19 protein-coding genes are annotated in these 22,449 nt (G+C 38.3%); 17 read left to right on the top strand and 2 right to left on the bottom strand.

The window, feature by feature from the left end; translation table 11 throughout:
• Positions 1 to 59: 59 nt before the first annotated feature.
• The 4 genes from GVV22_RS02255 (at position 60) to GVV22_RS02240 (ending at position 8,741) form a co-directional block, all read left to right on the top strand.
• Positions 60 to 1,589 (top strand): ABC transporter ATP-binding protein, encoded by a 1,530-nt coding sequence (locus GVV22_RS02255; protein WP_159648560.1) that lies wholly within the window; start codon positions 60 to 62, stop codon positions 1,587 to 1,589.
• Positions 1,582 to 2,676, top strand: coding sequence for an ABC transporter permease (locus GVV22_RS02250; RefSeq protein WP_159648559.1), 1,095 nt, complete (start codon positions 1,582 to 1,584; stop codon positions 2,674 to 2,676). Before GVV22_RS02255 ends, GVV22_RS02250 begins: the two co-directional genes overlap by 8 nt.
• Complete coding sequence (locus tag GVV22_RS02245; RefSeq protein ID WP_159648558.1) at positions 2,673 to 3,626, top strand: ABC transporter permease; 954 nt, start codon at positions 2,673 to 2,675, stop codon at positions 3,624 to 3,626. The genes GVV22_RS02250 and GVV22_RS02245 overlap by 4 nt, the downstream gene beginning before the upstream one ends.
• A 144-nt stretch (positions 3,627 to 3,770) precedes the next feature.
• Positions 3,771 to 8,741 carry an endo-alpha-N-acetylgalactosaminidase family protein gene (locus tag GVV22_RS02240; RefSeq protein ID WP_159648557.1) on the top strand — a complete coding sequence of 1,657 codons (4,971 nt, stop codon included), beginning with the start codon at positions 3,771 to 3,773 and terminating at the stop codon, positions 8,739 to 8,741.
• Positions 8,742 to 8,787: 46 nt separating this feature from the next.
• On the opposite strand, the gene GVV22_RS02235 is transcribed toward GVV22_RS02240, so the two are convergent.
• Together GVV22_RS02235 and GVV22_RS02230 are read right to left on the bottom strand one after the other, a co-directional pair.
• Positions 8,788 to 9,609, bottom strand: coding sequence for a helix-turn-helix transcriptional regulator (locus GVV22_RS02235; protein ID WP_159648556.1), 822 nt, complete (start codon positions 9,607 to 9,609; stop codon positions 8,788 to 8,790).
• A gap of 119 nt (positions 9,610 to 9,728) precedes the next feature.
• Complete coding sequence (locus GVV22_RS02230; RefSeq protein WP_159648555.1) at positions 9,729 to 11,174, bottom strand: nicotinate phosphoribosyltransferase; 1,446 nt, start codon at positions 11,172 to 11,174, stop codon at positions 9,729 to 9,731.
• 78 nt (positions 11,175 to 11,252) lie between these two features.
• Between GVV22_RS02230 and GVV22_RS02225 the strand changes: the two genes are divergently transcribed.
• From GVV22_RS02225 to deoC, 13 genes are all read left to right on the top strand, one after another.
• Positions 11,253 to 12,491, top strand: a complete 1,239-nt coding sequence (locus GVV22_RS02225) for a M16 family metallopeptidase (RefSeq protein ID WP_159648554.1) — start codon at positions 11,253 to 11,255, stop codon at positions 12,489 to 12,491.
• A complete protein-coding gene (gene yfmH, locus GVV22_RS02220) occupies positions 12,478 to 13,731 on the top strand; it encodes an EF-P 5-aminopentanol modification-associated protein YfmH (protein WP_159648553.1) in 1,254 nt (417 codons plus the stop codon). Before GVV22_RS02225 ends, yfmH begins: the two co-directional genes overlap by 14 nt.
• Before the next feature lie 102 nt (positions 13,732 to 13,833).
• Positions 13,834 to 14,124 carry a hypothetical protein gene (locus tag GVV22_RS02215; protein WP_159648552.1) on the top strand — a complete coding sequence of 97 codons (291 nt, stop codon included), beginning with the start codon at positions 13,834 to 13,836 and terminating at the stop codon, positions 14,122 to 14,124.
• A 46-nt stretch (positions 14,125 to 14,170) separates the two neighbouring features.
• On the top strand, positions 14,171 to 15,040 hold the full coding sequence (gene thyA, locus GVV22_RS02210; protein WP_159648551.1) for a thymidylate synthase: 870 nt from the start codon (positions 14,171 to 14,173) through the stop codon (positions 15,038 to 15,040).
• Positions 15,040 to 15,495 (top strand): dihydrofolate reductase, encoded by a 456-nt coding sequence (locus GVV22_RS02205; protein ID WP_159648550.1) that lies wholly within the window; start codon positions 15,040 to 15,042, stop codon positions 15,493 to 15,495. Before thyA ends, GVV22_RS02205 begins: the two co-directional genes overlap by 1 nt.
• A gap of 2 nt (positions 15,496 to 15,497) precedes the next feature.
• Positions 15,498 to 16,796: a pyrimidine-nucleoside phosphorylase gene (locus tag GVV22_RS02200; RefSeq protein ID WP_159648549.1), complete on the top strand. Its 1,299-nt coding sequence runs from the start codon at positions 15,498 to 15,500 to the stop codon at positions 16,794 to 16,796.
• Positions 16,797 to 16,826: 30 nt separating this feature from the next.
• Positions 16,827 to 17,552: a segregation and condensation protein A gene (locus tag GVV22_RS02195; protein WP_159641428.1), complete on the top strand. Its 726-nt coding sequence runs from the start codon at positions 16,827 to 16,829 to the stop codon at positions 17,550 to 17,552.
• Positions 17,553 to 18,098 carry an SMC-Scp complex subunit ScpB gene (scpB, locus tag GVV22_RS02190; RefSeq protein ID WP_159648548.1) on the top strand — a complete coding sequence of 182 codons (546 nt, stop codon included), beginning with the start codon at positions 17,553 to 17,555 and terminating at the stop codon, positions 18,096 to 18,098.
• A complete protein-coding gene (locus GVV22_RS02185) occupies positions 18,073 to 18,816 on the top strand; it encodes a pseudouridine synthase (RefSeq protein WP_159648547.1) in 744 nt (247 codons plus the stop codon). Before scpB ends, GVV22_RS02185 begins: the two co-directional genes overlap by 26 nt.
• Positions 18,816 to 19,514 (top strand): RsmE family RNA methyltransferase, encoded by a 699-nt coding sequence (locus GVV22_RS02180; RefSeq protein WP_159648546.1) that lies wholly within the window; start codon positions 18,816 to 18,818, stop codon positions 19,512 to 19,514. Before GVV22_RS02185 ends, GVV22_RS02180 begins: the two co-directional genes overlap by 1 nt.
• Positions 19,514 to 20,254 carry a hypothetical protein gene (locus GVV22_RS02175; RefSeq protein WP_159648545.1) on the top strand — a complete coding sequence of 247 codons (741 nt, stop codon included), beginning with the start codon at positions 19,514 to 19,516 and terminating at the stop codon, positions 20,252 to 20,254. The genes GVV22_RS02180 and GVV22_RS02175 overlap by 1 nt, the downstream gene beginning before the upstream one ends.
• On the top strand, positions 20,251 to 21,699 hold the full coding sequence (locus tag GVV22_RS02170) for a UDP-N-acetylmuramoyl-L-alanyl-D-glutamate--2,6-diaminopimelate ligase (RefSeq protein ID WP_159648544.1): 1,449 nt from the start codon (positions 20,251 to 20,253) through the stop codon (positions 21,697 to 21,699). The genes GVV22_RS02175 and GVV22_RS02170 overlap by 4 nt, the downstream gene beginning before the upstream one ends.
• A gap of 2 nt (positions 21,700 to 21,701) precedes the next feature.
• On the top strand, positions 21,702 to 22,364 hold the full coding sequence (deoC, locus tag GVV22_RS02165; protein ID WP_159648543.1) for a deoxyribose-phosphate aldolase: 663 nt from the start codon (positions 21,702 to 21,704) through the stop codon (positions 22,362 to 22,364).
• Positions 22,365 to 22,449 lie beyond the last annotated feature (85 nt).

Below are 22,449 nucleotides of genomic sequence, written 5' to 3'. Positions count from 1 at the left end.
TAGAAAAGCCCCTTCGTTGGGGCTTTTTCTGTTTAAAATTCATTGAAGGAGTGAAACCGATGAATCATATCGTCGAAATGAAAGAAATAACTAAAGTATTTCCTGGCATCATTGCGAATGATCAAGTTACATTAAATATTCGCGAAGGTGAAATTCACGCACTACTAGGGGAAAATGGTGCGGGAAAATCTACGTTGATGTCAATCCTTTTTGGTATGTATCAACCAGATGGCGGAGAGATAATTGTTCGTGGAGTGCCTACGAAAATTTCAAATCCGCATGAAGCGACGGCACTTAAAATAGGGATGGTGCATCAACACTTCAAACTTGTTGATACGTTTACAGTTACAGAAAATATTATCCTTGGTGTTGAACAAACATCAAAAGGTGTAGTAGATAAAAAAGAAGCACGTCAAGCAATTGTTGAGCTTAGTGAACGTTATGGGCTGAATGTAAATCCAGATGCAAAAATTAGAGATATTTCTGTAGGAATGCAGCAACGTGTCGAAATACTTAAACTGCTTTATCGCGAAAGTGATGTCATGATATTTGATGAACCGACAGCTGTACTAACGCCTCAAGAAATTGATGAACTGATGCAAATTATGTTGCAACTTCAAAAAGAAGGTAAGTCACTCGTTTTCATTACGCATAAACTAGGTGAGATAAAAAAAGTAGCGAACCGTTGTACTGTTTTACGTAAAGGTAAGTATATTGGAACTGTCGATGTTAAAGATGTTTCAATTGAAGAAATGTCAGAAATGATGGTTGGACGCAAGGTTGATCTTACAATCGACAAAGCACCTGCAAAACTTGGTGATGTTGTGCTATCTGTTAATGGCTTGTCCATTGATTCCACCCACGGTGGTCATGACGCAATCAAAAATATTAGCTTTGATTTACGACGTGGTGAAGTGGTAAGTATTGCAGGGATTGAAGGAAATGGCCAGCATGAACTTGTTTATGCTTTAGCAGGCCTCTTGCCAATTAAATCGGGTGTCATTATGCTTGGTGACAATGATATTACCAATAAGTCGATTCGTTACCGCAATACTCATGGACTTTCACATATTCCTGAAGACCGTCACCGTGATGGACTCGTATTAGAATATAACTTGGCAGACAATATTGTATTGAAGTCATATTTTGAAGACCGTTTCTCAAAAAATGGTTTTATGAAGTATGACGCCATTGATGTATATTCAAAAGAAATGATCGAGAAATTTGATATTCGAAGTTCAAAAGGACCTCATACAACTGTCCGAAGCATGTCAGGTGGTAATCAACAAAAAGCTATCTTAGCCCGCGAGATTGATATGGGTAGTGATGTATTAATGGCAGTACAACCAACACGGGGCCTTGATGTTGGTGCGATTGAATATATTCATAGACAACTTGTTGCACAGCGTGATGCAGGAAAATCCGTACTTCTTGTATCCTATGAGCTATCTGAAATAATGAATGTAAGTGATCGAATTCTTGTAATGCATAATGGTGAATTAGTAGGAGAGTTTACTCCAGATTCCGTAACACAGCAAGAATTAGGACTTTACATGGCTGGAGCGAAACGAGGAAATACTGATGAGTAAAATCAAAAACTATTTTAAAAACGAACAATCCCACAACTTAATTGCTTCTTTACTAGCAGTAGCAATTGGACTCGTTTTTGGATTTATCGTTATTTTAGCGATTAAACCACAATTTGTCTTAAGCGCATTTGCGTTAATCTTAAAAGGTGGGTTACATGATGGACTTCGTGGAATTGGTAATGTGCTCTTTAACGCAACACCAATTATCATGACGGGTTTATCTGTTGGATTTGCATTTAGAACGGGACTCTTTAATATCGGGGTAACGGGACAATTTACAGTTGGTGCCTTTACTGCAATTTATGTCGGTGTTAACTGGACTTTCTTACCTCCAGGATTCGGCTGGATTGTAGGAATTGTTTTAGGTGCTCTTGCTGGAGCTATATGGGGACTTGTAGTTGGTGCTTTAAAAGCCTATCGAAATGTTAACGAAGTTATTTCGTCAATTATGATGAACTATATTGCAGTTTATTTGGTTAATTTTTTGATTATGCGTACAGCATTTGATGCGCAATACAGTCGTACATTACCGCCTAAAAATGCATACTTGCCAAGAATGGGGTTGGATGCAATCTTCCCAAATTCATCATTGAATATTGGTATCATTATTGCAATAATTAGTGCTATAGTTTTGTATATCGTGCTCGAAAAAACAACATTTGGGTATGAACTTCGTGCTGTTGGATTTAACCGACATGCAAGCCGCTATGCTGGAATTAATGAGACACGAAGTATCATCTTATCAATGATGATTGCTGGTGGTCTAGCTGGTCTTGGTGGAGCGTTGATGTATCTATCTGATGTTGGAATCTATATGACAACCTTATATGGATTACTCAAAGAAGGATTTGATGGAATTGCTGTTGCCTTGTTGGGTCAAAACAATCCAATAGGTATAATCTTCTCAGGTCTCTTTATCTCTCAAATTACATATGGAGGTAATAACTTACAATTATTCCGCCTAGAGCCCGAGATCATCCAAGTCATCACATCCGCAATTATCTATATTTCTGCATTGACTGTATTCTTGCGAGGTGTTATCGGAAAGCTAACACGTGATAAAAAATCAGGAGGTAAAGAATCATGACAATGGCATATTTTGTATTTCAACAAATGCTTTATGTAGCGATTCCGTTACTCATGGTATCACTGGGTGGACTCTTTTCAGAACGCAGTGGTGTTGTAAACATTGCCTTGGAAGGAATCATGGTATTTGGTGCCTTCTTTGGAATCTTAACACTATTCATGTTACAAGGAATGTTTGCACCGCAACTTCTGTTTGTAATTGGAATGCTCGCAGCGATTCTAGCAGGAATGGCAATTGCTGCAGTACATGCATTTGCATCTATCAACATGAAGGCGGATCAAACTATTTCGGGTACCGCGATCAATATGTTCGCACCTGCTTTTGCAGTTGTTATGGCGCGATTGGTTTACTCTGTTAAAGAAATTCCATTTAAAAATGTGTTCTTAATTCGAAAAGTTCCATTGTTAGGAGATATTCCTGTCATTGGGGACTTATTCTTCAAAAATGCGTATATTACAACATATCTCGGACTCATTATTCTGATTGTGGTTGTATTCGTAATGTACAAAACACGTTTTGGATTACGTTTGCGTGCGGCGGGTGAAAACCCTAATGCACTGGATGCGGCGGGAGTAAATGTCTACAAAATTCGTTGGGCAGCTGTATTAATCTCTGGTGCATTGGGTGGACTTGGTGGATTTGCGATTATGATTCCAGTAAGTACTTCATTCTCTGGAACTGTGAGTGGTTATGGGTTCTTAGCACTTGCAATCTTAATTTTTGGACAATGGAAACCGATACCGGTATTCATTTCATCAATATTCTTTGCATTAACCCTTACAATCTCAAATGTATACTCTGCAATTCCATTCTTTACAAATTTAAATATTCCTGAACAATTCTTCAAGATGTTCCCGTATATTGCAACCTTAATTGTCTTATGGTTCTCTTCGAAAACTCAAGCAGCTCCAAAAGCTCTTGGGGATCCATACGATCAAGGAAAACGTTAAACGCTTCGAAAGAAGCGTTTTTCTATTGTATGTTTGTTTTATTTAAACCTCAACATATATAACTTCTATCACAATTTAACTAAACACATACCTATAATGTAAGTGCTATCATTAATTTGGGCAAAGGCTCTAGATGGAGGGAATATGAAAAAAATAATGATTGGTCTATGGTCATTGGTATTAGTTTTAACGTTATGTGCTAACAACCCGCAAATTGTTAGTGCGTCAAATGATACCAATCTAGATTGGATAAGTTTATTAAGTCCGCAAGGGGTGATTGAGGAGAGAATACAAGATGAAACACGCTATATTCAGTTGTCATCTCATGAAGCAAATAATAATAGTGATAAGTCCGCCTTTTTTACGAAAAAGAATGGCTGGAAGATGAATGGAAAAGAAGTCGGAACTTCACTTACTTTTATTCCACTATCCAATCCACAAAAAACACGGCTAAATATTATGTTGTTTTTTAAAGACTTCAATAATTACATTTCTATTGGATATAATGCAAGTGGATGGTTTTGGCAATATGCAGTCGATGGTCAAGGAACGTATGGTAACCTCGGCGGAACATTACCACTTCAAAATGAATCCTACAGCCTTGATATTACATTTAAAGATAATAAGTTTATTTTGAAAGGAACTCAATCTGAAGGAGAACAAACCGTTATTAGTGATTATATGTTTGATGCAGGAATAGTCGATGCTTTAGCTTCATATCAAGATATAGCGATTAGATTGGGGCAATTTGGAAGTGAGTCTTCGAGTATTATGATTAAATCAACAGATCAAACCGATATTCCTAAAGAGATTATTCGTGAACCTCGCGAAACTGTGGATATATATGATGATTATGAATTTAAGTTGGACTTCGAATCAGAATCACTTGGTGAAACGAATGTCCTCTTTCCGATGCTGGGAGATGTTAAGCAAGAAATCGTCACCACCGAGTCAGGCCAGGCACTAAAGATTAATTTTGATAGCACATCAGGAAAACAAATTGCAACGTTTGAACGAGTTGCACTTATGGATAATTACACAATTGAAGCTGATATGACTGTTAAAGGAAAAGCGAATCGATTTGGTTTTGCGATGCGTGCCGTAGACTCTAAAACGTTTGCAACTGTTTCAACTGGAGATGAAACGAATCTCTTTTTTAGTGAGCATTTCGGATCGAAGTCGAGTTATTCTGGAATGGCCGAAGGACCACGTATCGAAGAGGGAAAAACCTTTAAATTATCTGCCAAAGTATCCGATTCAACGTTAGCTCTCTCTGTTGACGGCAAAGAAGTATTTTCAAACATTATGGGAAATATTCATTCCAACGCGGCGGAAATTGGAATCTTTAAAGACCGTGGAACCTTGGAGGTGTTGCTCGATAATGTTGTGATCCGGCATATTCCGCAGCAACGTCCAACAGATCCAATTGAAGGTGGTTCACTCACTACAATAAAGTCTGATGCAATGACAGTCACCATTGACGAAGCATTTCCACGTGTTGTTAAGTATGAACTTAATAATGGTATCATAATGCATGGCCAACCTAGCATTCTAAATACATTGGTGCTTAATGGGATTGACGTAATTCCTGAGGTTTCGATGAAGCGTCTGGCGGAAAATCAGGTTGAGTATCTCATGAAGGTACGAGATGAAGCTCACAAGCTAAATGTCGATCTTACTGCAGTACTTAGCGTGGTCGGGGAGAGCGTTACATTTGAAGTAACAAAAATTCAAAATAATAATCCGACTCCGTACACTAACGAGACAACGGTGCGGACGATTGAAATCCCCAACCACAGTCTAGTATCTGTTCGTAGCAATGAAACGAATGCACAGCTCATGGCGACACGAATGTCGACTGATACTACTGTTTCGGGAGATACGCTTGTTCCAGTAGATTCACAATTACGAAGATACAATCAACCACTTATGTATGGATTCATTTCTAATGGTGAAATTGCGGCTGGAATCTACTCAAATTCACAGTATTCAGCGGGTGGTGGTTCCAATGACTTTACTCGCGTAAATGCACGTGTTCAAGAATATCTGAGTTATAACTCAATGGGACTGCAAAGTTCGCCATGGTATTATCATCGCGATGTGATGTATGACGATGATACTTTAGAATTGCCAGTGGTTAAGGTAGTGCTTAGCGAAGATCGAAATAATGATCAAGCAGTAAACTGGCAAGATGCAGCAATCGCTTATCGAGACATCATGTATGTTGCTAAGGGAGCAGAAGATGTCCCTGATTTAGTTGCATATCGTATTGCAATGAATTTTGGTTCGCACGCACAAAATCCATTTTTAACGACACTGGATGGTATTAAAAAAATCGGACTTCACACAGATGGCCTCGGTCAATCGATTCTACTCAAAGGATACGGTAGTGAAGGACATGATTCGGGTCACCTAGATTATGCGAATATTGGAAGCAGAATTGGTGGTGTCGCGGAGTTTAGAAAACTACTTGATCGATCTGTAGACTATGGAGCTCGTATTGGAATACACGTAAATGCGAGTGAAACGTATCCAGAATCTAAATACTTTTCTGAATCATTACTAAGAAAAAATGTGGATGGTTCATACAATTATGGTTGGAATTGGATTGATCAAGGGATTAATATTGATGCCGCTAAAGATCTTGCAGGTTACCGTCGTGAACGATTTGAAGAACTAGGAAATGTTCTAGGTCCCAACAACAATTTAGATTTTATTTATGTTGATGTTTGGGGTAATGGACAATCCGGTGATAATAGTGCCTGGACAAGCCATCAGTTAGCAAAGGAAATTAATGATCAAGGATGGCGTCTAGGTGGTGAATGGGGATATGCCTTTGAACCAGATACGACATTCTCACACTGGGCTGCTGATTTGACCTATGGCGGTTATAAATTAAAAGGTATTAACAGTAATGTTGCGCGATTCATTTATAATCATCAAAAAGACGTGTGGATTGCTGATTATCCTGCTTATACCGGAGCAGCTATTGCGCCACTGCTTGGGGGTTACGATATGAAGGATTTCGAAGGATGGCAAGGGCGAAATGATTACAACGGTTACATTGTTAATCTTTTTGAGAACAATGTCCCAACTAAGTTTGTCCAACATTTTACAGTGAATCAATGGGTCAATGGTGAAGCGGTTACGATGACTAATCAAGATGGATTATCCTATGAATGGATTCCAGAAATGAAAGTAACGCTAATTGATGCGATGAACAACGTACTAAAAATCGAACGGGGTTCAAATGATTTTAAAAATGACTATGATGGATATACTCATCGTACAATGACATTGAATGATAAAGTCGTATTAAATGGCGAGACGTACCTAATTCCTTGGTCATGGGACGCAACGGGTAAGACACTTTCTAATGCCGATGAAAAACTGTATCACTTTAATAAAACTGGCGGAAAAACTGAGTGGGAACTTCCTTCAAATTGGAATGTAAGTTCGGTGATGTACTACAGACTCACAGAGACAGGGAAAGAATTGGTTTCTGAAATTCCGGTAGTTAACGGGAAGGTGACACTGACTGCCGAGGCTAATATGCCATATTCTGTTTATCGTGGCACTCAAAAGCAAGCCGAGATGACTTATGGTGAAGGAGCTCATGTCGTTGACCCAGGGTTCAATTCACAAAATCTTGATGCATGGACGCAAAAAGGCGACACTGATTCAATAACAATTGAAAAATCACAGGCTTCGAATGATATGCTTGTGATGCGAGATAATGATTCACTTTCGTCGGTATCACAAGTTCTCACTGATCTTACCCCTGGTGCAGATTATGTAGCATATGTTGGAGTCGATAATCGTAGTGATGCGAAAGCAACACTTTCAATTATCACAGAAGAAGATCGAAAAGAAGCGTATACCTATCGCTCCATTGCTGAAAATTATGTCAAGGCCTACGAGCACAATACGAAGTCCTCAACTGTGGAGGGCACAAGTTACTTTCAAAATATGTTTGTCTTCTTCAAAGCCCCTCAAACTGGGGACGTAACGCTTCAATTAACTCGTGAACCTGGGAGTGGTACGACATACTTTGATGGTGTCCGAATAACGGAAAATGAGGGAAATCCATTTGATGAAGCAGGTAACTTTTTCAATGATTTTGAGAATAATGCTCAGGGTATCTATCCGTTTGTCGTTAGCGATATCGAAGGTGTTGAAGATAACCGAACTCATTTATCAGAGAAGCATGATCCGTACACCCAACGCGGGTGGAATAATAAGCGGATTAGTGATGTAATCGAAGGAGACTGGTCACTTAAAACAAATGGATTAACCGGTCGTCAACGACGCGTATATCAAACGATTCCACAGATGGTGCGTTTCGAGCCTGGACAAAAATACACGGTATCGTTCGACTACGAGATGGGTTCAGACTATACTTATGCAGTGATGATTGGTGATGGACTCATCAGTAATCACGAACAGATGCTTGAAATGGTATCAACCAGAGATAAAGAGGGTCCTCAAAGAATGGAATTTGAGATTACGGGATCTGAGACGGGGCAGACATGGTTTGCTATTTATTCGACAGCTACGAAGGCAGATGTCGAAGATGCATCGAATAAAGACATCAACTTCCGTGGGTATAATGATTTCATTTTAGACAATATATCTATAATTAATCAAAGCAATATAACTCCACCATTAACAGAGTATAGTATCGCGCGCCTACGGACGCTCATTGCACAATTTGAAGCACTTGAAGTGTACAAATATACGGTAGATTCTTACACACTTTTGGAAACAAGAGTTAAGCAGGGTGTTGCGCTACTAGCACTAATTGATGAACGTGGCTTATCGAATAAGCCTTCACAAAGTGAAATTGACAGCATTATTATGGAAATTGAACGTGGTTTTGAAAAACTTGAACTACGAGATTTCATTAATCCTATCGATCCTCTAGAACCCGTGAACCCGACGGATCCATCCAATCCAGAACTTAAACCAGAAGGATCCACAAATCAAGAGAACTCAAGCCTTCCTGCTACAGGTGTTGCTACAAATTCAATGGTATTTATATTTGGAAGCATGATGAGTGTACTGGGGATCGTGCTTTGCTTCATTAAATTTGAACGGCGATCTAATCGTAAATAAAAAAAACGCTTCTTCTGAAGCGTTTTTTTTGCGGGTTAGTAACTATCTAGTTTGGTTGAAATGTATCCTTATATTTTCTAGGACTCATACCGATTTCTTTCTTAAAAAACTGAGAAAAGTAGGACGGGCTCGAGAAACCTACAATAGCTGAAATTTGTGATATTGAATAATCAGTGCTCTCAAGCAAACGTTTTGCTTCCGTGATCCGTTTGTTAAGGACGAAATCGATAGGTGACATACCCGAATGTTTTTTAAAGATATGTGAAATATAGTACTTATTTAGAAACGTTAGTTCAGCAAGCTTATCCAGCGTGATTGAATCTCTAAAATTCTTATTGATGTAATTTTCAATGAAGATGCAATCGTTGTTGACGTCTTCACGATTGACAACAACTGTGAGATTCAAGATGGTTCGACGTACAATACTTATAATGAGACTTTTGAGGTGAAGATCTACAATCATTTCGTGATAAGGTTCTTTAAGTCGAGTTTCTGTGACTAAGGATTTTAAAAAGTAGAGAACTTCGTGTTTGTATTCGTAATAGTTATGGACGGAAAAACCGTCATTTTCATACTCAGAAACAAACTCAATGCCATCAATGGCTACAACAATATATTCTAAGGGATCATGCGAATCTGAAAATTCAGTATGTAGGATATTGGGGTTAACAAGGACGAGATCATCCTCGCGAACATTAATCGTAGTGTTATCTTGAAAAATGAAACGACCAGTTCCACGAATTACGTAAAATAGTTCGGTGAAAGCATGGGAGTGCAGTGTTGAATGCCAATCGGCATCAAATTTTGAATGATGAATAGAACGTAAGTGAATCGTATTAATATGATTCATAAGCGATGTGTGGGTCATTGGTCAATCCTCCTAAAATAAGTATACGCTTTCACGATGCAAACACAAAGTGCTTTTTTCACAACATGCATGCCATAACCATAAAAATACCCAATCTTAATGAGATTGGGTATTTCCTTTTATTTATTTTCGTTAATGTCATGGAGTAAGGACAATTTCAAATCATAAAGTTTTTGCGATAAATCCACGTAATACTGGTGCGGATAATGCAGACGCTTTACTTCATCCCACATTGTTTCTAGTTCTCGTTTCGAGTAGACAGCAATATCATCCAAATGAGGGAGTGTATAAACACACTTACCATTCACGAAGATTGGAACTTGAAGTTCTCGTACTTGATAATTCGTTAAGGTCTTTTTCTTCCAAGGTGCTACCGGATCGAAGATTGTTATTTCATCTGTTGGGATGATCTCATCGGCAAGGGCTACATAGTCGGCGAGTGCTTTTTCACTTGCATTATCATAAAAACGGTAGAGTCGTTTATGACCTGGATTTGTGATTTTTTCTATATTTTCTGAAACTTTAATTTTGGGAATGATAGCCCCATCACGTTCCTGTGCAACAAGTTTGTATACACCACCAAGGACTGGTTCAGATTTGGATGTAATTAAGTTTTCGCCAACTCCGAATTGATCAATTGCTGCGCCTTGATAAATTAAGTCATCAATTAAGTATTCATCAAGCGAGTTCGAAGCCATAATCTTGCAATCCTGAAGTCCACTTGCATCGAGCATACGGCGTGCTTCCTTTGATAAATATGCTAAGTCTCCAGAGTCAAGACGAATTGCCTTAAGGCGGTATCCATTTGGTTCTAGATATTCTTTAGCAACTTTGATTGCATTAGGAATACCAGATTTCAAGGTGTCATAGGTATCGACTAAGAAGACAGAGTTGTCGGGATTGTTGCGAGCATATGTCATAAATGCATCCAGTTCATTATCATGAAGTTGGATAAAAGAATGGGCCATTGTTCCTGCAACATATGCACCATATTTATGACCGGCTAGCGTGTGTGATGTTCCAACTGCACCCGCAATAATCGCTGCACGTGCACCATCAAGTGAGGCGTCAAATCCATGAGCACGACGTGCACCAAATTCGAGAACCGTGCGTCCACGAGCCGCATTAACAATACGACTTGCCTTCGTTGTTACTAAGGTTGAATAGTTTATTGAAAGTAACAATATCGTCTCAATGAGTTGCGCTTCGATGACTGTACCGCGAACTGTTACAAGTGGTTCGTTTTGGAAGACGACAGTACCATCCTCGACGGCCCAAACATCGATGTTAAGGTCCATATTAAGTAAGTAATCCAAGAACTCCGGATCATCAAACCCTTGTGTTTTTAAATAATCAATATGTTCTTGTCGGAATTTAAAATTGTTGATGGCTTCAATGAGTTTCGATAAACCATTGAAAATCAAATAACCTCCTTTATTGGGAATTTTTCGTGTGAACATGTCAAAATAGACAATTTCCTCATGACGTTTTTCTTTAAAATATGTATACGCCATTGAAAACTCGTAGAGGTCTGTTAAGAAAACAGAATCTTTAGGTTGAATCATGATGTCACCATGCTTTCTATTTAATTGTGATTGATGTACAATTATAGCATTATTGTATCATTTTTAGGAGCGTATAACATGATTGAACACACTAATCTGGCAAATAATATTCACATCACTAAGATTTATGAACCAAAATTTAAAGAGGTATTGATTAATTTGAAAGTAGTTTTCGAATTAAATGATCAACAAAACACCGTCGCAAACATTTTAAGTAGAATGATGAACGACCGCACTACTGCGACACCTACGAAAGAAGAGTTGCAAAAACGTTTGGACTTTATGTATGGTACAAAAACAAGTAGCAATACATATACTGCTGGTAAGTATCAAGTCATCGACATTGCCGTTAAAAGTATTCATGCGAAGTTTACAGATGAAGCTGTACAGCAAGCACAAGTTGACCTTTTAGCAGATATGTTTTATGAAGTGCTTATCAATGAAGAGACGGTAAACGAAGCCAAAGATGGTCTTCGTTTGCATCATGCTCGCATAAAAGAAAGCAGCGCTCATTATGCGCAACAACAAGCATTTTTGAATGCTGCACTCGATTCACTATTTTCGGTTAACTCATTTGGGACACTCGAAGCAATCGAAACGGTCACAGTTGACATGGTGAAAGCTTTTCACCAAACGCTCGTTGAAGAAGCGTTTAAGTCCATTTATATTGTTGGAGATCTTCACGACATGGATGTCTCACGTTTTAATCAAGGATTTTCAAACAAAATAGAAAACCCACTTATTTATCCCGAAATCACAGAAAAAATGATGACCCAGCATCATGCAGGTGGTCAGACCGAAATCGTCTCATTGTATGCTATAGACATTGATCCATACCATGATTTGTATGCGGCGTATTTAGTATTTGTTGCATACCTTGGACAATTGCCGTCATCACTGCTGTTCCAAAATATCCGGGAAAAACATAGTTTGGCGTATTCAATTTATGCGTCACGTCAACTTTTTGATGGTGTCATGATTGTTGCGACAGGTATCAACGATCGTAATCTTGACAAGACACTAACTCTCATTCAGGAACAATTTGAAATCATGAAGCAGGAATCACTGGATATCCAACCTGCGATTCAATACCTTAATTTAGGTTTAGAGGGTACTACAGAAAATCTTAAACGGATTGCAGACCGTCAATTTAGAAATGAATTATTAGGTGTCGACGAAAGTATTGAGGCACTACAAGAGAAAATAGCAAATGTAACAGTTGAACAGGTGAAAGAAGTTATTGATCACTTGAGTGCGCCATTTACGTATGCGTATCGTGCTCAGACGGAAGGAGACAATAATCATGAAGAAAATTGACAACAGCTTTAATGAATCAGTTTCGACATTTGTAACCGAAAGTGGGTTGTATACCTATATTATCCATCACCCTGGATTTAAACGCTCTGCGGCTGTATATGGTACGCCTTTTGGAGCACTAAATATACAACAATGTAAGGATGGCGAAATTATAGAACACAAGAAAGGTGTCCAGCATTTCTTGGAACATAAATTGTTTGAAGATGAAGCTGGGGACATTCTGTCTCAATTCGCAGCGATGGGAGCAAGTGGAAATGCATTTACATCCTATGAACAAACATTTTATTACTTCGGTCATAATGGTGCGATAGAAGCGCCGCTTTCCTTGCTGTTAGACTTCGTAAGTTCTTTTACAGTGACTGCAGACAGTGTTGAAAAGGAAAAAGGAATTATCGTTGAAGAAATGAAAATGTATGAACAACGACCAATAACGCGCCTTATCAACGAAACCTATCGGAATGCATTACATCAATTTCCATTTATCTATGACATCGTTGGAACGGAAGAGAGTATTAATGCAACGACTCTAGATGATCTTCGTAAGGCCTATGACCTAAACTATAACGATAGCCGGATGGTTCTGGCTATTGTTACTCCAGAAGATCCTGAGATTGTCAAAGAAATTGTTGAACGAAAAACTAAGAACCATATTAAAGTTGAAAGTCAGGTAGAAGATATTTACCCTGATGAACCACTTGAGGTAAAGCACACACGTCGCGAAATTTTCGAAAATGTAGAAACACCTAAAATGAGCTTATCGTTTAAGCTGCCATATACAGGAACAAGTCTTCAAAAAGAAGAGTTTCTATTCGATATGCTCTTAGAAATGAATTTTTCAGAATTGAACCCACATTATCAATCATGGTTAGACGAAGGTGCGATATCACACTCATTTGCATATGGAACTGAGGTTCAAAATGCCTTTGTTTTGATTACTTTTTTTAACGAAGGTACCGAATACGCACGTTTTGAAGAAATAATTAATGCCCAGATGGCACACCTTATTGCAGATCAAGAACAGTTTGATCAACTGAAAAAAAGATACTATGGTGAGATGGTTATGTCGTTATCGAATGCAGATGATTTAGCCGTCAATGTTGCCAGAGAACATTTCCAAGAAATGCACTATTTTAGCTTCCTAAGAATGGTTCAAGGACTTGCATTTGAGGATATTCTTGAAATAAAAACTAAGGTCAAAACCGACAATTCAAGTTTCTTGTTAATGTCCCAAAATCAATAAAAATGGCATTGCCATTGGATCAAAAGCAGTGAGTTTCACTGCTTTTTTGGTGTTTGCAAATCAAAAAAGATTTCTTTAGTCTAAGCGAAAAGGAGGTGACTTATGAATGTTGTCCAAACAGTCGGGTATTTACACCGACTCCCCGAAAAAGCCGTAAACAACACAGTACAAAACTATGCAGACTTTGAACTTGAAGTGACTTCGAATTTTCGACAATCTGATGGAACGTTTTTAAACACAATTCTTCCAATGCGAATTTGGAAGGGTGGATGTCTAGAAATTCTCGATCATGCGAAAATAAACGATATCATGTCTGTGAAAGGACGGCTTGAATTCATCAATGGTGAAATGATGATAATTGCCGAACATATCGAGTACTTACGTCCCAAGTAGTATCTTTACGAAGGTTTTTTTTGTATAATAATGTATAGGTGATAAAATGAAAAACTATTTAGAAATGATGCGTTTTGTTCGAGATTATGGACAAGACCGCGGTGATCGTACCGGAACGGGAACACGTAGTGTTTTTGGCTATCAAATGCGCTTTGATTTACAAGAAGGATTTCCGCTCCTCACAACGAAGAAAGTTCACTTTGCTTCTGTTGCGAAAGAGTTGCTTTGGTTTATTAGTGGTGACACCAATATTCAGTGGCTTGTTCAGAACAATGTACGAATTTGGAATGAATGGCCGTATCAAAAATTCTTAGCGTCTGAGTCCTATAATGGTGAGACCATGGTTGAATTCATTGAGCGAATTAAAACTGATGATGCTTTTGCGAAACAGTTTGGCGATTTAGGACCTGTCTATGGTAAACAATGGCGTGATTTTAATGGGGTTGATCAATTGAATAATGTTATTGAACAAATCAAACACAATCCCAATTCACGCCGCATCATTTTAAGTGCGTGGAACCCTGAATTCATTGAAGAGATGGCGTTGCCACCGTGTCATGCGTTTCTACAATTTTATGTTTCAGAAGACAAAAAGTTGTCACTTCAATTGTATCAACGAAGTGCAGATATCTTTTTAGGTGTTCCATTTAACATTGCATCCTATGCATTATTAGTACATATGATTGCGAAGGTGTGTGATCTCCAAGTTGGTGAATTTGTTCATTCATTTGGAGATGCACATATCTATGCCGATCATTTCGATGCCGTAGAAACCCAATTGGCAAGAGACGTTCGTACGCTACCACAATTAGTGATTCATGGTAATCAGACATCAATCGATGACTTCTCCTATGAAGATTTCGAGATCGTAGGTTATGACCCGCATCCGCTGATAAAAGCGAAGGTTAGCGTTTAATGTACATTATTATCGCTGCCGTCAATCAAAAAAATACGCTAGGGCTAGATGGTAGTATGCCTTGGCATAACAAAGAAGATTTGCAACACTTCAGAAATACGACGTTGCATCAAAAACTTATTATGGGTCGCAAGACATATGAAGGACTCCCTAAGAAACTCGATAAACGTGATATTTACGTCGTGACTCGTGACACAACCTATCCGAATGCGATTCATGATTTACAAGATTTCTTGAAAGCTCATCAAGAAGACAAAGAAACTTATTTTATTGCAGGTGGTGGTGAAATTTATCTCCAAAGTATGGCATTTGCTAATAAATTAATCATTTCTAAAATTGATAATGAAGTTGAAGGCGATACCTTTTTCCCAGCGATTGACTTAGAAATGTTTGCTTTAACTGAAACAAAACATTTTGAGACTTTTGAATTAAATATATACGAGAGGAAACAATAATTATGAGAATGGTCGATATCATTGAAAAGAAACGAGATGGCTTAACGCTAACGCAAGAAGAAATCAAATTTTGGATTGAAGGTGTTACAAATAATACAATACCAGAATATCAAACAAGTGCTTTATTAATGGCAATTGTTCTAAAGGGAATGAATGTTGAAGAAACAACTGTACTTACCGAAGCGATGCTTCACAGTGGTGATATTATTGACTTAACAGCAATTGCTGGAAAAAAAGTAGACAAACATTCAACCGGTGGTGTAGGTGATAAAACTACGATTATTTTGAGCCCGTTAGTTGCCGCTGCAGGCGCAAAAGTTGCGAAAATGAGTGGACGTGGTTTAGGTCATACTGGAGGTACGCTTGATAAACTCGAAGCAATTCCTGGATACAACATCTCTTTAACATCAGACTCATTTATCAAACAAGTAAATGACATCAATGTTGCGGTTGTGGGGCAAACTGGAAATCTAGTCTATGCAGACAAAGTGCTTTATAGTTTGCGTGACGTAACAGGAACAGTTAATGCTTTGCCATTAATTGCATCATCAATTATGTCAAAGAAATTAGCTGGTGGCGCGGATTGTATTCTTCTTGATGTTAAGTATGGCGAAGGTGCCTTTATGAAAACTGTGGAAGATGCACGCCAACTTGCTGAAACAATGATTCAAATTGGTCAAAACTTAGGTCGTGAAGTAAATGCGATGCTAACGAACATGAATCAGCCACTTGGAAATGCAATTGGAAATGCATTGGAAGTTCGCGAAGCTGTGGAAACACTGAAAAACAATGGTCCCAAAGACCTTGAGGAACTTTGCCTCGTTGCGGCCGGATACATGTTATTCCAAGCACAATTTGTAGATTCACCAGAAAAAGGATACGATATGGCTTTGGAAACACTAAGAAGTGGCAAAGCTTACGAGGTATTCCTAAGATGGATTGCTGCTCAAGGTGGTGATATTTCAGTCTTTGAAGATCTTGATACCTTCACACATGCAACTTATTCAAAAGAAGTTGTTGCAAATAAAGAAGGATATCTCCATGATTTGAAAGCTATGGAGCTTGGCCTTGTATCCATGCATCTTGGTGCGGGTCGTCAGACGAAAGAAGACACAATTGACTACAAAGCTGGAATTATGCTTTCTCAAGACGTTGGAAATAAAATTAAAGTCGGGGATGTTCTTGCAACACTATATAGTGAACACGAAATTCTTGAATCGCATGTACAGGATGCAGTAGCATGCTTTGAAATCGATAACAATACAATCGAAAAACCAGAATTAATCGCTGCAATCTTATAACAACGAAATAATAATGAAATGGAGTCACTCATGAACTTTGAAGTTACACTCGAACAATTCAATGGTCCTTTGGATCTCATGCTATACTTGATCAAGGATAAGAAACTTGACCTTTTTGATTTAAATATCCTTGAACTTGCAAATCAATACATCACGTTTATTAACCAAGCACAAGAACAAAAACTTGAAGTTGCGAGCGAGTACATGAGTGAGTTAGCGGGGCTTATTGAATACAAAAGTAAACGCTTATTGCCTCGCGACAAATCAGAATTGGATGCGAATGCTGTAGACGATGCAGAAACCGATTTAGTACGCCGATTAGTTGAATATCAACGTTATAAAGATGTCAGTATAGAACTGGCACAACGATATGAAGAGCGATCGAAGCAATTCTCTAAACCTGTTTCTGCGGGTCTCTTCAAACAGTTGCGTCAAGAACTTAACGACACCATTACTTACGAACAGACACCGTATGACTTAATGAGTGCAATGACAAAAGTCTTGGAGCGGTTTAAAATTGCAAATCCACAAGATGTTTCAATTGAAAGAGTTGAACTCTCGGTTGATGATGTGATTGAGGATTTACGTCGTAAATTTACAAACGATAAAGTGTACAAATTGGAAACACTCTTACAAGAGTCCTATTCACTTCAACATTTACTTGTAAGTTTTTTAGCAGTACTGGATATGCTGCGCATGGGAGAACTCAGAGTAAACTTCCAAGGTGATGATGTCTTTTTAAGAGGAGGAATATAAATGGAAAATCTCGGAATAATCGAGGGGATTCTCTTTGCATTTGGTGATGAAGGCGTAGATCGTGAACAATTAATGCTTGCGATGAACCTTGATGCAGAACAACTCGAACAATTAATACAAAATTATAAAGAAAGCTTAGATGCTCAATCACGCGGACTTGAACTTGTCGAATTTGGTGGATTGCTAAAACTTGTTACCAAAGAAGCGCTTCACGAAGTGATTACGGATATGTTGGAATTCAAGAAAAATCGCCAATTATCACAAGCAGCTCTTGAAACCTTAGCAATCGTTGCGTACAAACAGCCGATCACACGAGTTGAAATCGAAGAAATTCGCGGCGTCAATTCGGATATGATGATGCGTCGTTTAGAAGCCCTAGATCTTGTGAAAGAATCGGGCCGCGCTGAAACGCCGGGAAGACCGATTCTCTATGAAATTACAGACTCATTTATGGATGTCTTTAAGCTTACATCCCTAAAAGAACTACCAGAAATAAAACTAGAAATGTTGGATGAAACTCATGAACTCTTCAAATCAAGCAATTAGATTACAAAAATTTATCGCCCAAGCTGGTGTTGCATCACGTCGTAAAGCCGAAGAATTGATTGCACAGGGTAGGGTTAGCCTTAATGGCAAAAAAGTTACTGAAATGGGAATCCATGTTGTTCCGGGCGATGAAGTCCGTGTTAACGGCAAATTAATCGGCTTAGAAGCTCAAAAGGTTTATTATCTTTTAAACAAACCAAAGGGGATTGTGTCGACGGCCAAAGATGAAAAAAACCGTACGAATGTTACCGACTTTGTACCGGATCATCAGCGTGTTTTCCCTGTTGGTCGTTTAGACCGTGAGACAACCGGCGCATTGATTCTAACTAATGACGGTGAATTTGCGAATTTTATGACGCATCCTCGTTATGACATGCCTAAAAAATATCGTGTAAGTGTTGATGGAAAATTAACACGCGCAATATCAAGGCAGCTGGAATCTGGAGTTATGATTGATGGTGTTGAGTATAAAGGAATTGAGTTTGAAATGGTGACTTACGATTTAAAGAAAAATCGCAGTCAATTTACCGTAACCTTGCATGAAGGGAAAAACCGTCAAATTCGAAAGATGTTTGCTCACTTCAAGATACCGGTCCTAAAATTACATCGATATGCAATTGGATCGTTAGAACTTGAAGATATGAAAATTGGTATGTATCGAGAATTACGTCCATTCGAAGTCAAAAAACTATTATTAACAGCAAAGGGTGAGATTTAATGCAACAATTTTTTGTTGAAACGTTGAGTGCGCCATACCTTTCGCAAGACCAATGGAATCAATGCAAAAAGGTATTGAGAATGCGAAAAGGCGATCAGATCCGAATTGTCGACAATAATGGCCGTGGTATTCTTGCTGAATTCAACAACGATGACCTGACGGAAATTGTTGAAGTTGAATCACTCGAATGGAAACCAAAGAAACGTACACTAAGACTTATTGCATCATTAATACGAAGCGAACGGTTGGAATGGATGATTCAAAAAGCATGTGAATGTGGTGTCGATGAAATTGTTCTTTATAGTGCAGATCATGGCGTTGTTCGTGATTTTGGTAAACGTGCTGACCGAAAGTTAGAACGCCTCAATCTCATTGCTAAAGAAGCATCAGAACAATCGTATCGCCAACATGCTATAAAAGTTGTAAACCTAATTGGAAAACCAGAAATAAAAGAGTATTTATCAGATTTGAATGTCTTTGCAGATATCGGTGATCAACCGCACTTGTTAACGGTATTAACAGATGAGGTTTCGTCCGTTACTGCAATCGTTGGCCCTGAAGGTGGCTTTTCACTAAAAGAGCGCGATTATTTTAAAGACATAGGATTTAAAGAAGTGAGCTTGGGACATAATGTGTTGCGTGCAGAAACAGCGAGTCTCTATATTGCGAACATGCTTTCTGCTGCGGAGGTGATTTAATGGGACTACTTCAAAAATATCATAAGCAAAAACCAGTCAAAATGATGATTCGAAAATATGATTCATTGTCGAAACAATACGCCTTAAACTTGAAGGCTAAAGAACCCTATGATTATCTGAAATTATCATTGTTTGAAACGGCGTTAGCAAATAAAACTACGATTGAACAGACTTTCGAAGCAATTCGTTCAAAGAATCTTGATATGTGGGAGAACCTTTCCTTCAATGAGCGTAATTTTATCGTTAAATGCGACATTGCGACTCAGAAGGCAAAAATGAAGAAGTTCACTTTCGAAGAACAAGCAATTTACATCCCATTTTTCGACAAGTTACTCAATACGTTGTATGATCGTGAAACAGCAATTTTAGAATTACCTCAGTATTTTAAACTGTACAATGATTTTAATGCACGAATTCAATTAGATTTATATGGTTTTGAGCCTTATAAAGCGAATATGTCGTGTGCTCATTGCATTGCCAGTGACGCAACTACAATCGTGCTTTATGATAAAAAACAGGGAGTTTTTTATAGAATCTCTAATGATGAATTCAAACAGTATCCAATATTGCAAGGAATTCCAGTTGAACGTGAACTGTTGGAAACACTTGGACATGTTTTGCTTGAACAATCAAACACAAGTAAATTTTTGGATTTGTTAATCCAACACGAAATGATTTCAAAACGATGTGTTAAAAAAATTGAAAAATTGAAAAAGAAGGACAAGGAAATAGTGCTATGAAAAAACTCAGCGAACTCACAAATATAAAAAGTGATCGAATGATTGAAAAGTTGGTGCTTGATTCGCGTGACGTTGTTAATAACGGAATGTTTTTTTGTCTAGAAGGGTTGACGGTAGATGGTCACGACTATGTTGAAGGGGCTATTGCAAATGGTAATGTTGCCATTGTCCATTCAAAACCGCTTAAATATATAGATGGTATAGATTACATACAAGTTCCTGACGTAATGACAGAATTACATACGATAACGTCGCTTTTCTACGATAATCCATCCGAAAAACTTTATATCTATGGCATTACAGGTACTAATGGAAAAAGTACGACAATGAAGACTGTTCGCAACATTTTGGATCGCTTTGGCGTAAATGCCGGTTACATTGGAACCATTTCGGTGGAATATGGTGACCACAAATTCTCTCCTAGTTTAACAACTCCAGATATCGTAGAGTTGCAATCATACCTTCGTGATATGGTTGATGAGGGTGTTACAGAATTGTGTTTGGAAGTATCCAGTCAAGGTCTCGCTTTACGCCGCATTGAATCCATAAAATTCAATAATGCATCATTTACAAATCTTACACATGATCATTTAGATTACCACAAGACCATGGAAGATTATTTCTTAGCAAAAAAAATGTTGTTCGATAGTATGGGTCCAGAAACGTTTAACGTATTTAATACTGATGACGATTACAGTCAACGTCTGATTGCGATGAACTACCCTCACACGGTGACGTATGGCATTGAGAATCAAGCGGATTATATGGCCAAAGATATTGAATTATTTGACCGTTATACTCGCTTTACCTTGGTGCACCAAGGTGTAGAATATCCTGTCGAGACAAGTTTTGTTGCAATTTTTAATGTCTATAATATGCTAGGCGTTATCGCAATTTTGAATCAACGTGGTTATTCGATTGATACGATTATTCCAGAATTGAAGGACATCGAACATGTCGATGGTCGCCAGACAATTGTCGATGAGGGTCAAGACTTTAAAGTCTTTGTTGACTTTGGTCATGCACCAGACAGTATGAAGAATGTCTACGAATTTGTACGTACAGTGACACCTCCTGGTAATAAAATTATTACGGTTTTTGGCGCTGCAGGTGCACGTGATCATCTAAAACGCCCAATAATGGGAAAAGTAAGCTCCACTTTAACTGACCATGTTATAATAACAGAGCATGACAACCGCAATGAGGAAGTGGTTGACATTACTCAAGATATCATTTCCGGGATGCCCAATGATAATTATGAGTTTGTGCCAATCCGTTATGATGCCATTGAGAAGGCATTGAGAATGGCAAAACCTCATGATTCAGTGGTTCTCATTGGAAAAGGTGAAGAGAAATTCATTTATCGAGCATTCGGTAAAGAAAAATGGATGGGTGACGAAGTCGCTGCATCAGAAATTTTGAGGAAAATGAAAGAGGAGGAATAACCATGGAACTCAATCAATATATCGATCACACGCTTCTAAAACCAGAAGCAACACAATCACAGATTATTGCATTGTGCGAAGAAGCAAAACACTACAACTTTATGAGTGTATGTGTAAACCCTGTTAATGTTGCACTTGCTGCAAAAGAACTTGCAGGAACAGATGTTGACGTATGTACAGTTGTTGGTTTCCCGTTGGGTGCAACACCACTAGCTGTTAAAGCATTTGAAACAAAAACTGTATTAGAAGATGGTGCAACCGAAGTTGATATGGTCATTAACGTCGGTGCATTAAAAGAAGGACGTCTTGATTTCGTAGAAAATGAAATTCGTGAATTAAAGACAATTGTCGGCGATAAAGTATTAAAAGTAATCGTTGAATCATGCTTATTAACTGACGAAGAAATTGCAACGGTGTCACAACTTGTTGTTAATGCAGGTGCAGATTTTGTCAAGACATCAACAGGATTCAATAAAGCAGGAGCGACGATAAATGCAGTACGCATTATGCGTGAGACCGTCAAAGATAAAGCAGGTGTCAAAGCTTCTGGTGGTGTTCGTTCACTTGAAGAAATGAATGCAATGATTGAAGCAGGAGCATCTCGTATCGGATCATCATCAGGTGTTGCGATTATGGAAGGTCTAAAATCAGATAGTGACTACTAAAAACAAAAGATAGGGCAGCCGTCCTATTTTTTCTTGCCACGCAAATTTCGTCACTCTAAAAAGGGATTGATTTGTCGAAGAATTT

The sequence above is a fragment of the Erysipelothrix aquatica genome, from assembly GCF_009828825.1.
Lineage (GTDB): Bacteria > Bacillota_I > Bacilli_A > Erysipelotrichales > Erysipelotrichaceae > Erysipelothrix > Erysipelothrix aquatica_A.
This window is presented reverse-complemented; position numbering and strand designations above follow the sequence as displayed.

Excerpts from the sequence above, each read along its gene's own strand:
- GVV22_RS02255 (WP_159648560.1), top strand. The coding sequence starts at position 60 with ATGAATCATATCGTCGAAATGAAAGAAATAACTAAAGTATTTCCTGGC.
- GVV22_RS02250 (WP_159648559.1), top strand. The coding sequence starts at position 1,582 with ATGAGTAAAATCAAAAACTATTTTAAAAACGAACAATCCCACAACTTA.
- GVV22_RS02245 (WP_159648558.1), top strand. The coding sequence starts at position 2,673 with ATGACAATGGCATATTTTGTATTTCAACAAATGCTTTATGTAGCGATT.
- GVV22_RS02240 (WP_159648557.1), top strand. The coding sequence starts at position 3,771 with ATGAAAAAAATAATGATTGGTCTATGGTCATTGGTATTAGTTTTAACG.
- GVV22_RS02235 (WP_159648556.1), bottom strand. The coding sequence starts at position 9,609 with ATGACCCACACATCGCTTATGAATCATATTAATACGATTCACTTACGT.
- GVV22_RS02230 (WP_159648555.1), bottom strand. The coding sequence starts at position 11,174 with ATGATTCAACCTAAAGATTCTGTTTTCTTAACAGACCTCTACGAGTTT.
- GVV22_RS02225 (WP_159648554.1), top strand. The coding sequence starts at position 11,253 with ATGATTGAACACACTAATCTGGCAAATAATATTCACATCACTAAGATT.
- yfmH (WP_159648553.1), top strand. The coding sequence starts at position 12,478 with ATGAAGAAAATTGACAACAGCTTTAATGAATCAGTTTCGACATTTGTA.
- GVV22_RS02215 (WP_159648552.1), top strand. The coding sequence starts at position 13,834 with ATGAATGTTGTCCAAACAGTCGGGTATTTACACCGACTCCCCGAAAAA.
- thyA (WP_159648551.1), top strand. The coding sequence starts at position 14,171 with ATGAAAAACTATTTAGAAATGATGCGTTTTGTTCGAGATTATGGACAA.
- GVV22_RS02205 (WP_159648550.1), top strand. The coding sequence starts at position 15,040 with ATGTACATTATTATCGCTGCCGTCAATCAAAAAAATACGCTAGGGCTA.
- GVV22_RS02200 (WP_159648549.1), top strand. The coding sequence starts at position 15,498 with ATGAGAATGGTCGATATCATTGAAAAGAAACGAGATGGCTTAACGCTA.
- GVV22_RS02195 (WP_159641428.1), top strand. The coding sequence starts at position 16,827 with ATGAACTTTGAAGTTACACTCGAACAATTCAATGGTCCTTTGGATCTC.
- scpB (WP_159648548.1), top strand. The coding sequence starts at position 17,553 with ATGGAAAATCTCGGAATAATCGAGGGGATTCTCTTTGCATTTGGTGAT.
- GVV22_RS02185 (WP_159648547.1), top strand. The coding sequence starts at position 18,073 with ATGAACTCTTCAAATCAAGCAATTAGATTACAAAAATTTATCGCCCAA.
- GVV22_RS02180 (WP_159648546.1), top strand. The coding sequence starts at position 18,816 with ATGCAACAATTTTTTGTTGAAACGTTGAGTGCGCCATACCTTTCGCAA.
- GVV22_RS02175 (WP_159648545.1), top strand. The coding sequence starts at position 19,514 with ATGGGACTACTTCAAAAATATCATAAGCAAAAACCAGTCAAAATGATG.
- GVV22_RS02170 (WP_159648544.1), top strand. The coding sequence starts at position 20,251 with ATGAAAAAACTCAGCGAACTCACAAATATAAAAAGTGATCGAATGATT.
- deoC (WP_159648543.1), top strand. The coding sequence starts at position 21,702 with ATGGAACTCAATCAATATATCGATCACACGCTTCTAAAACCAGAAGCA.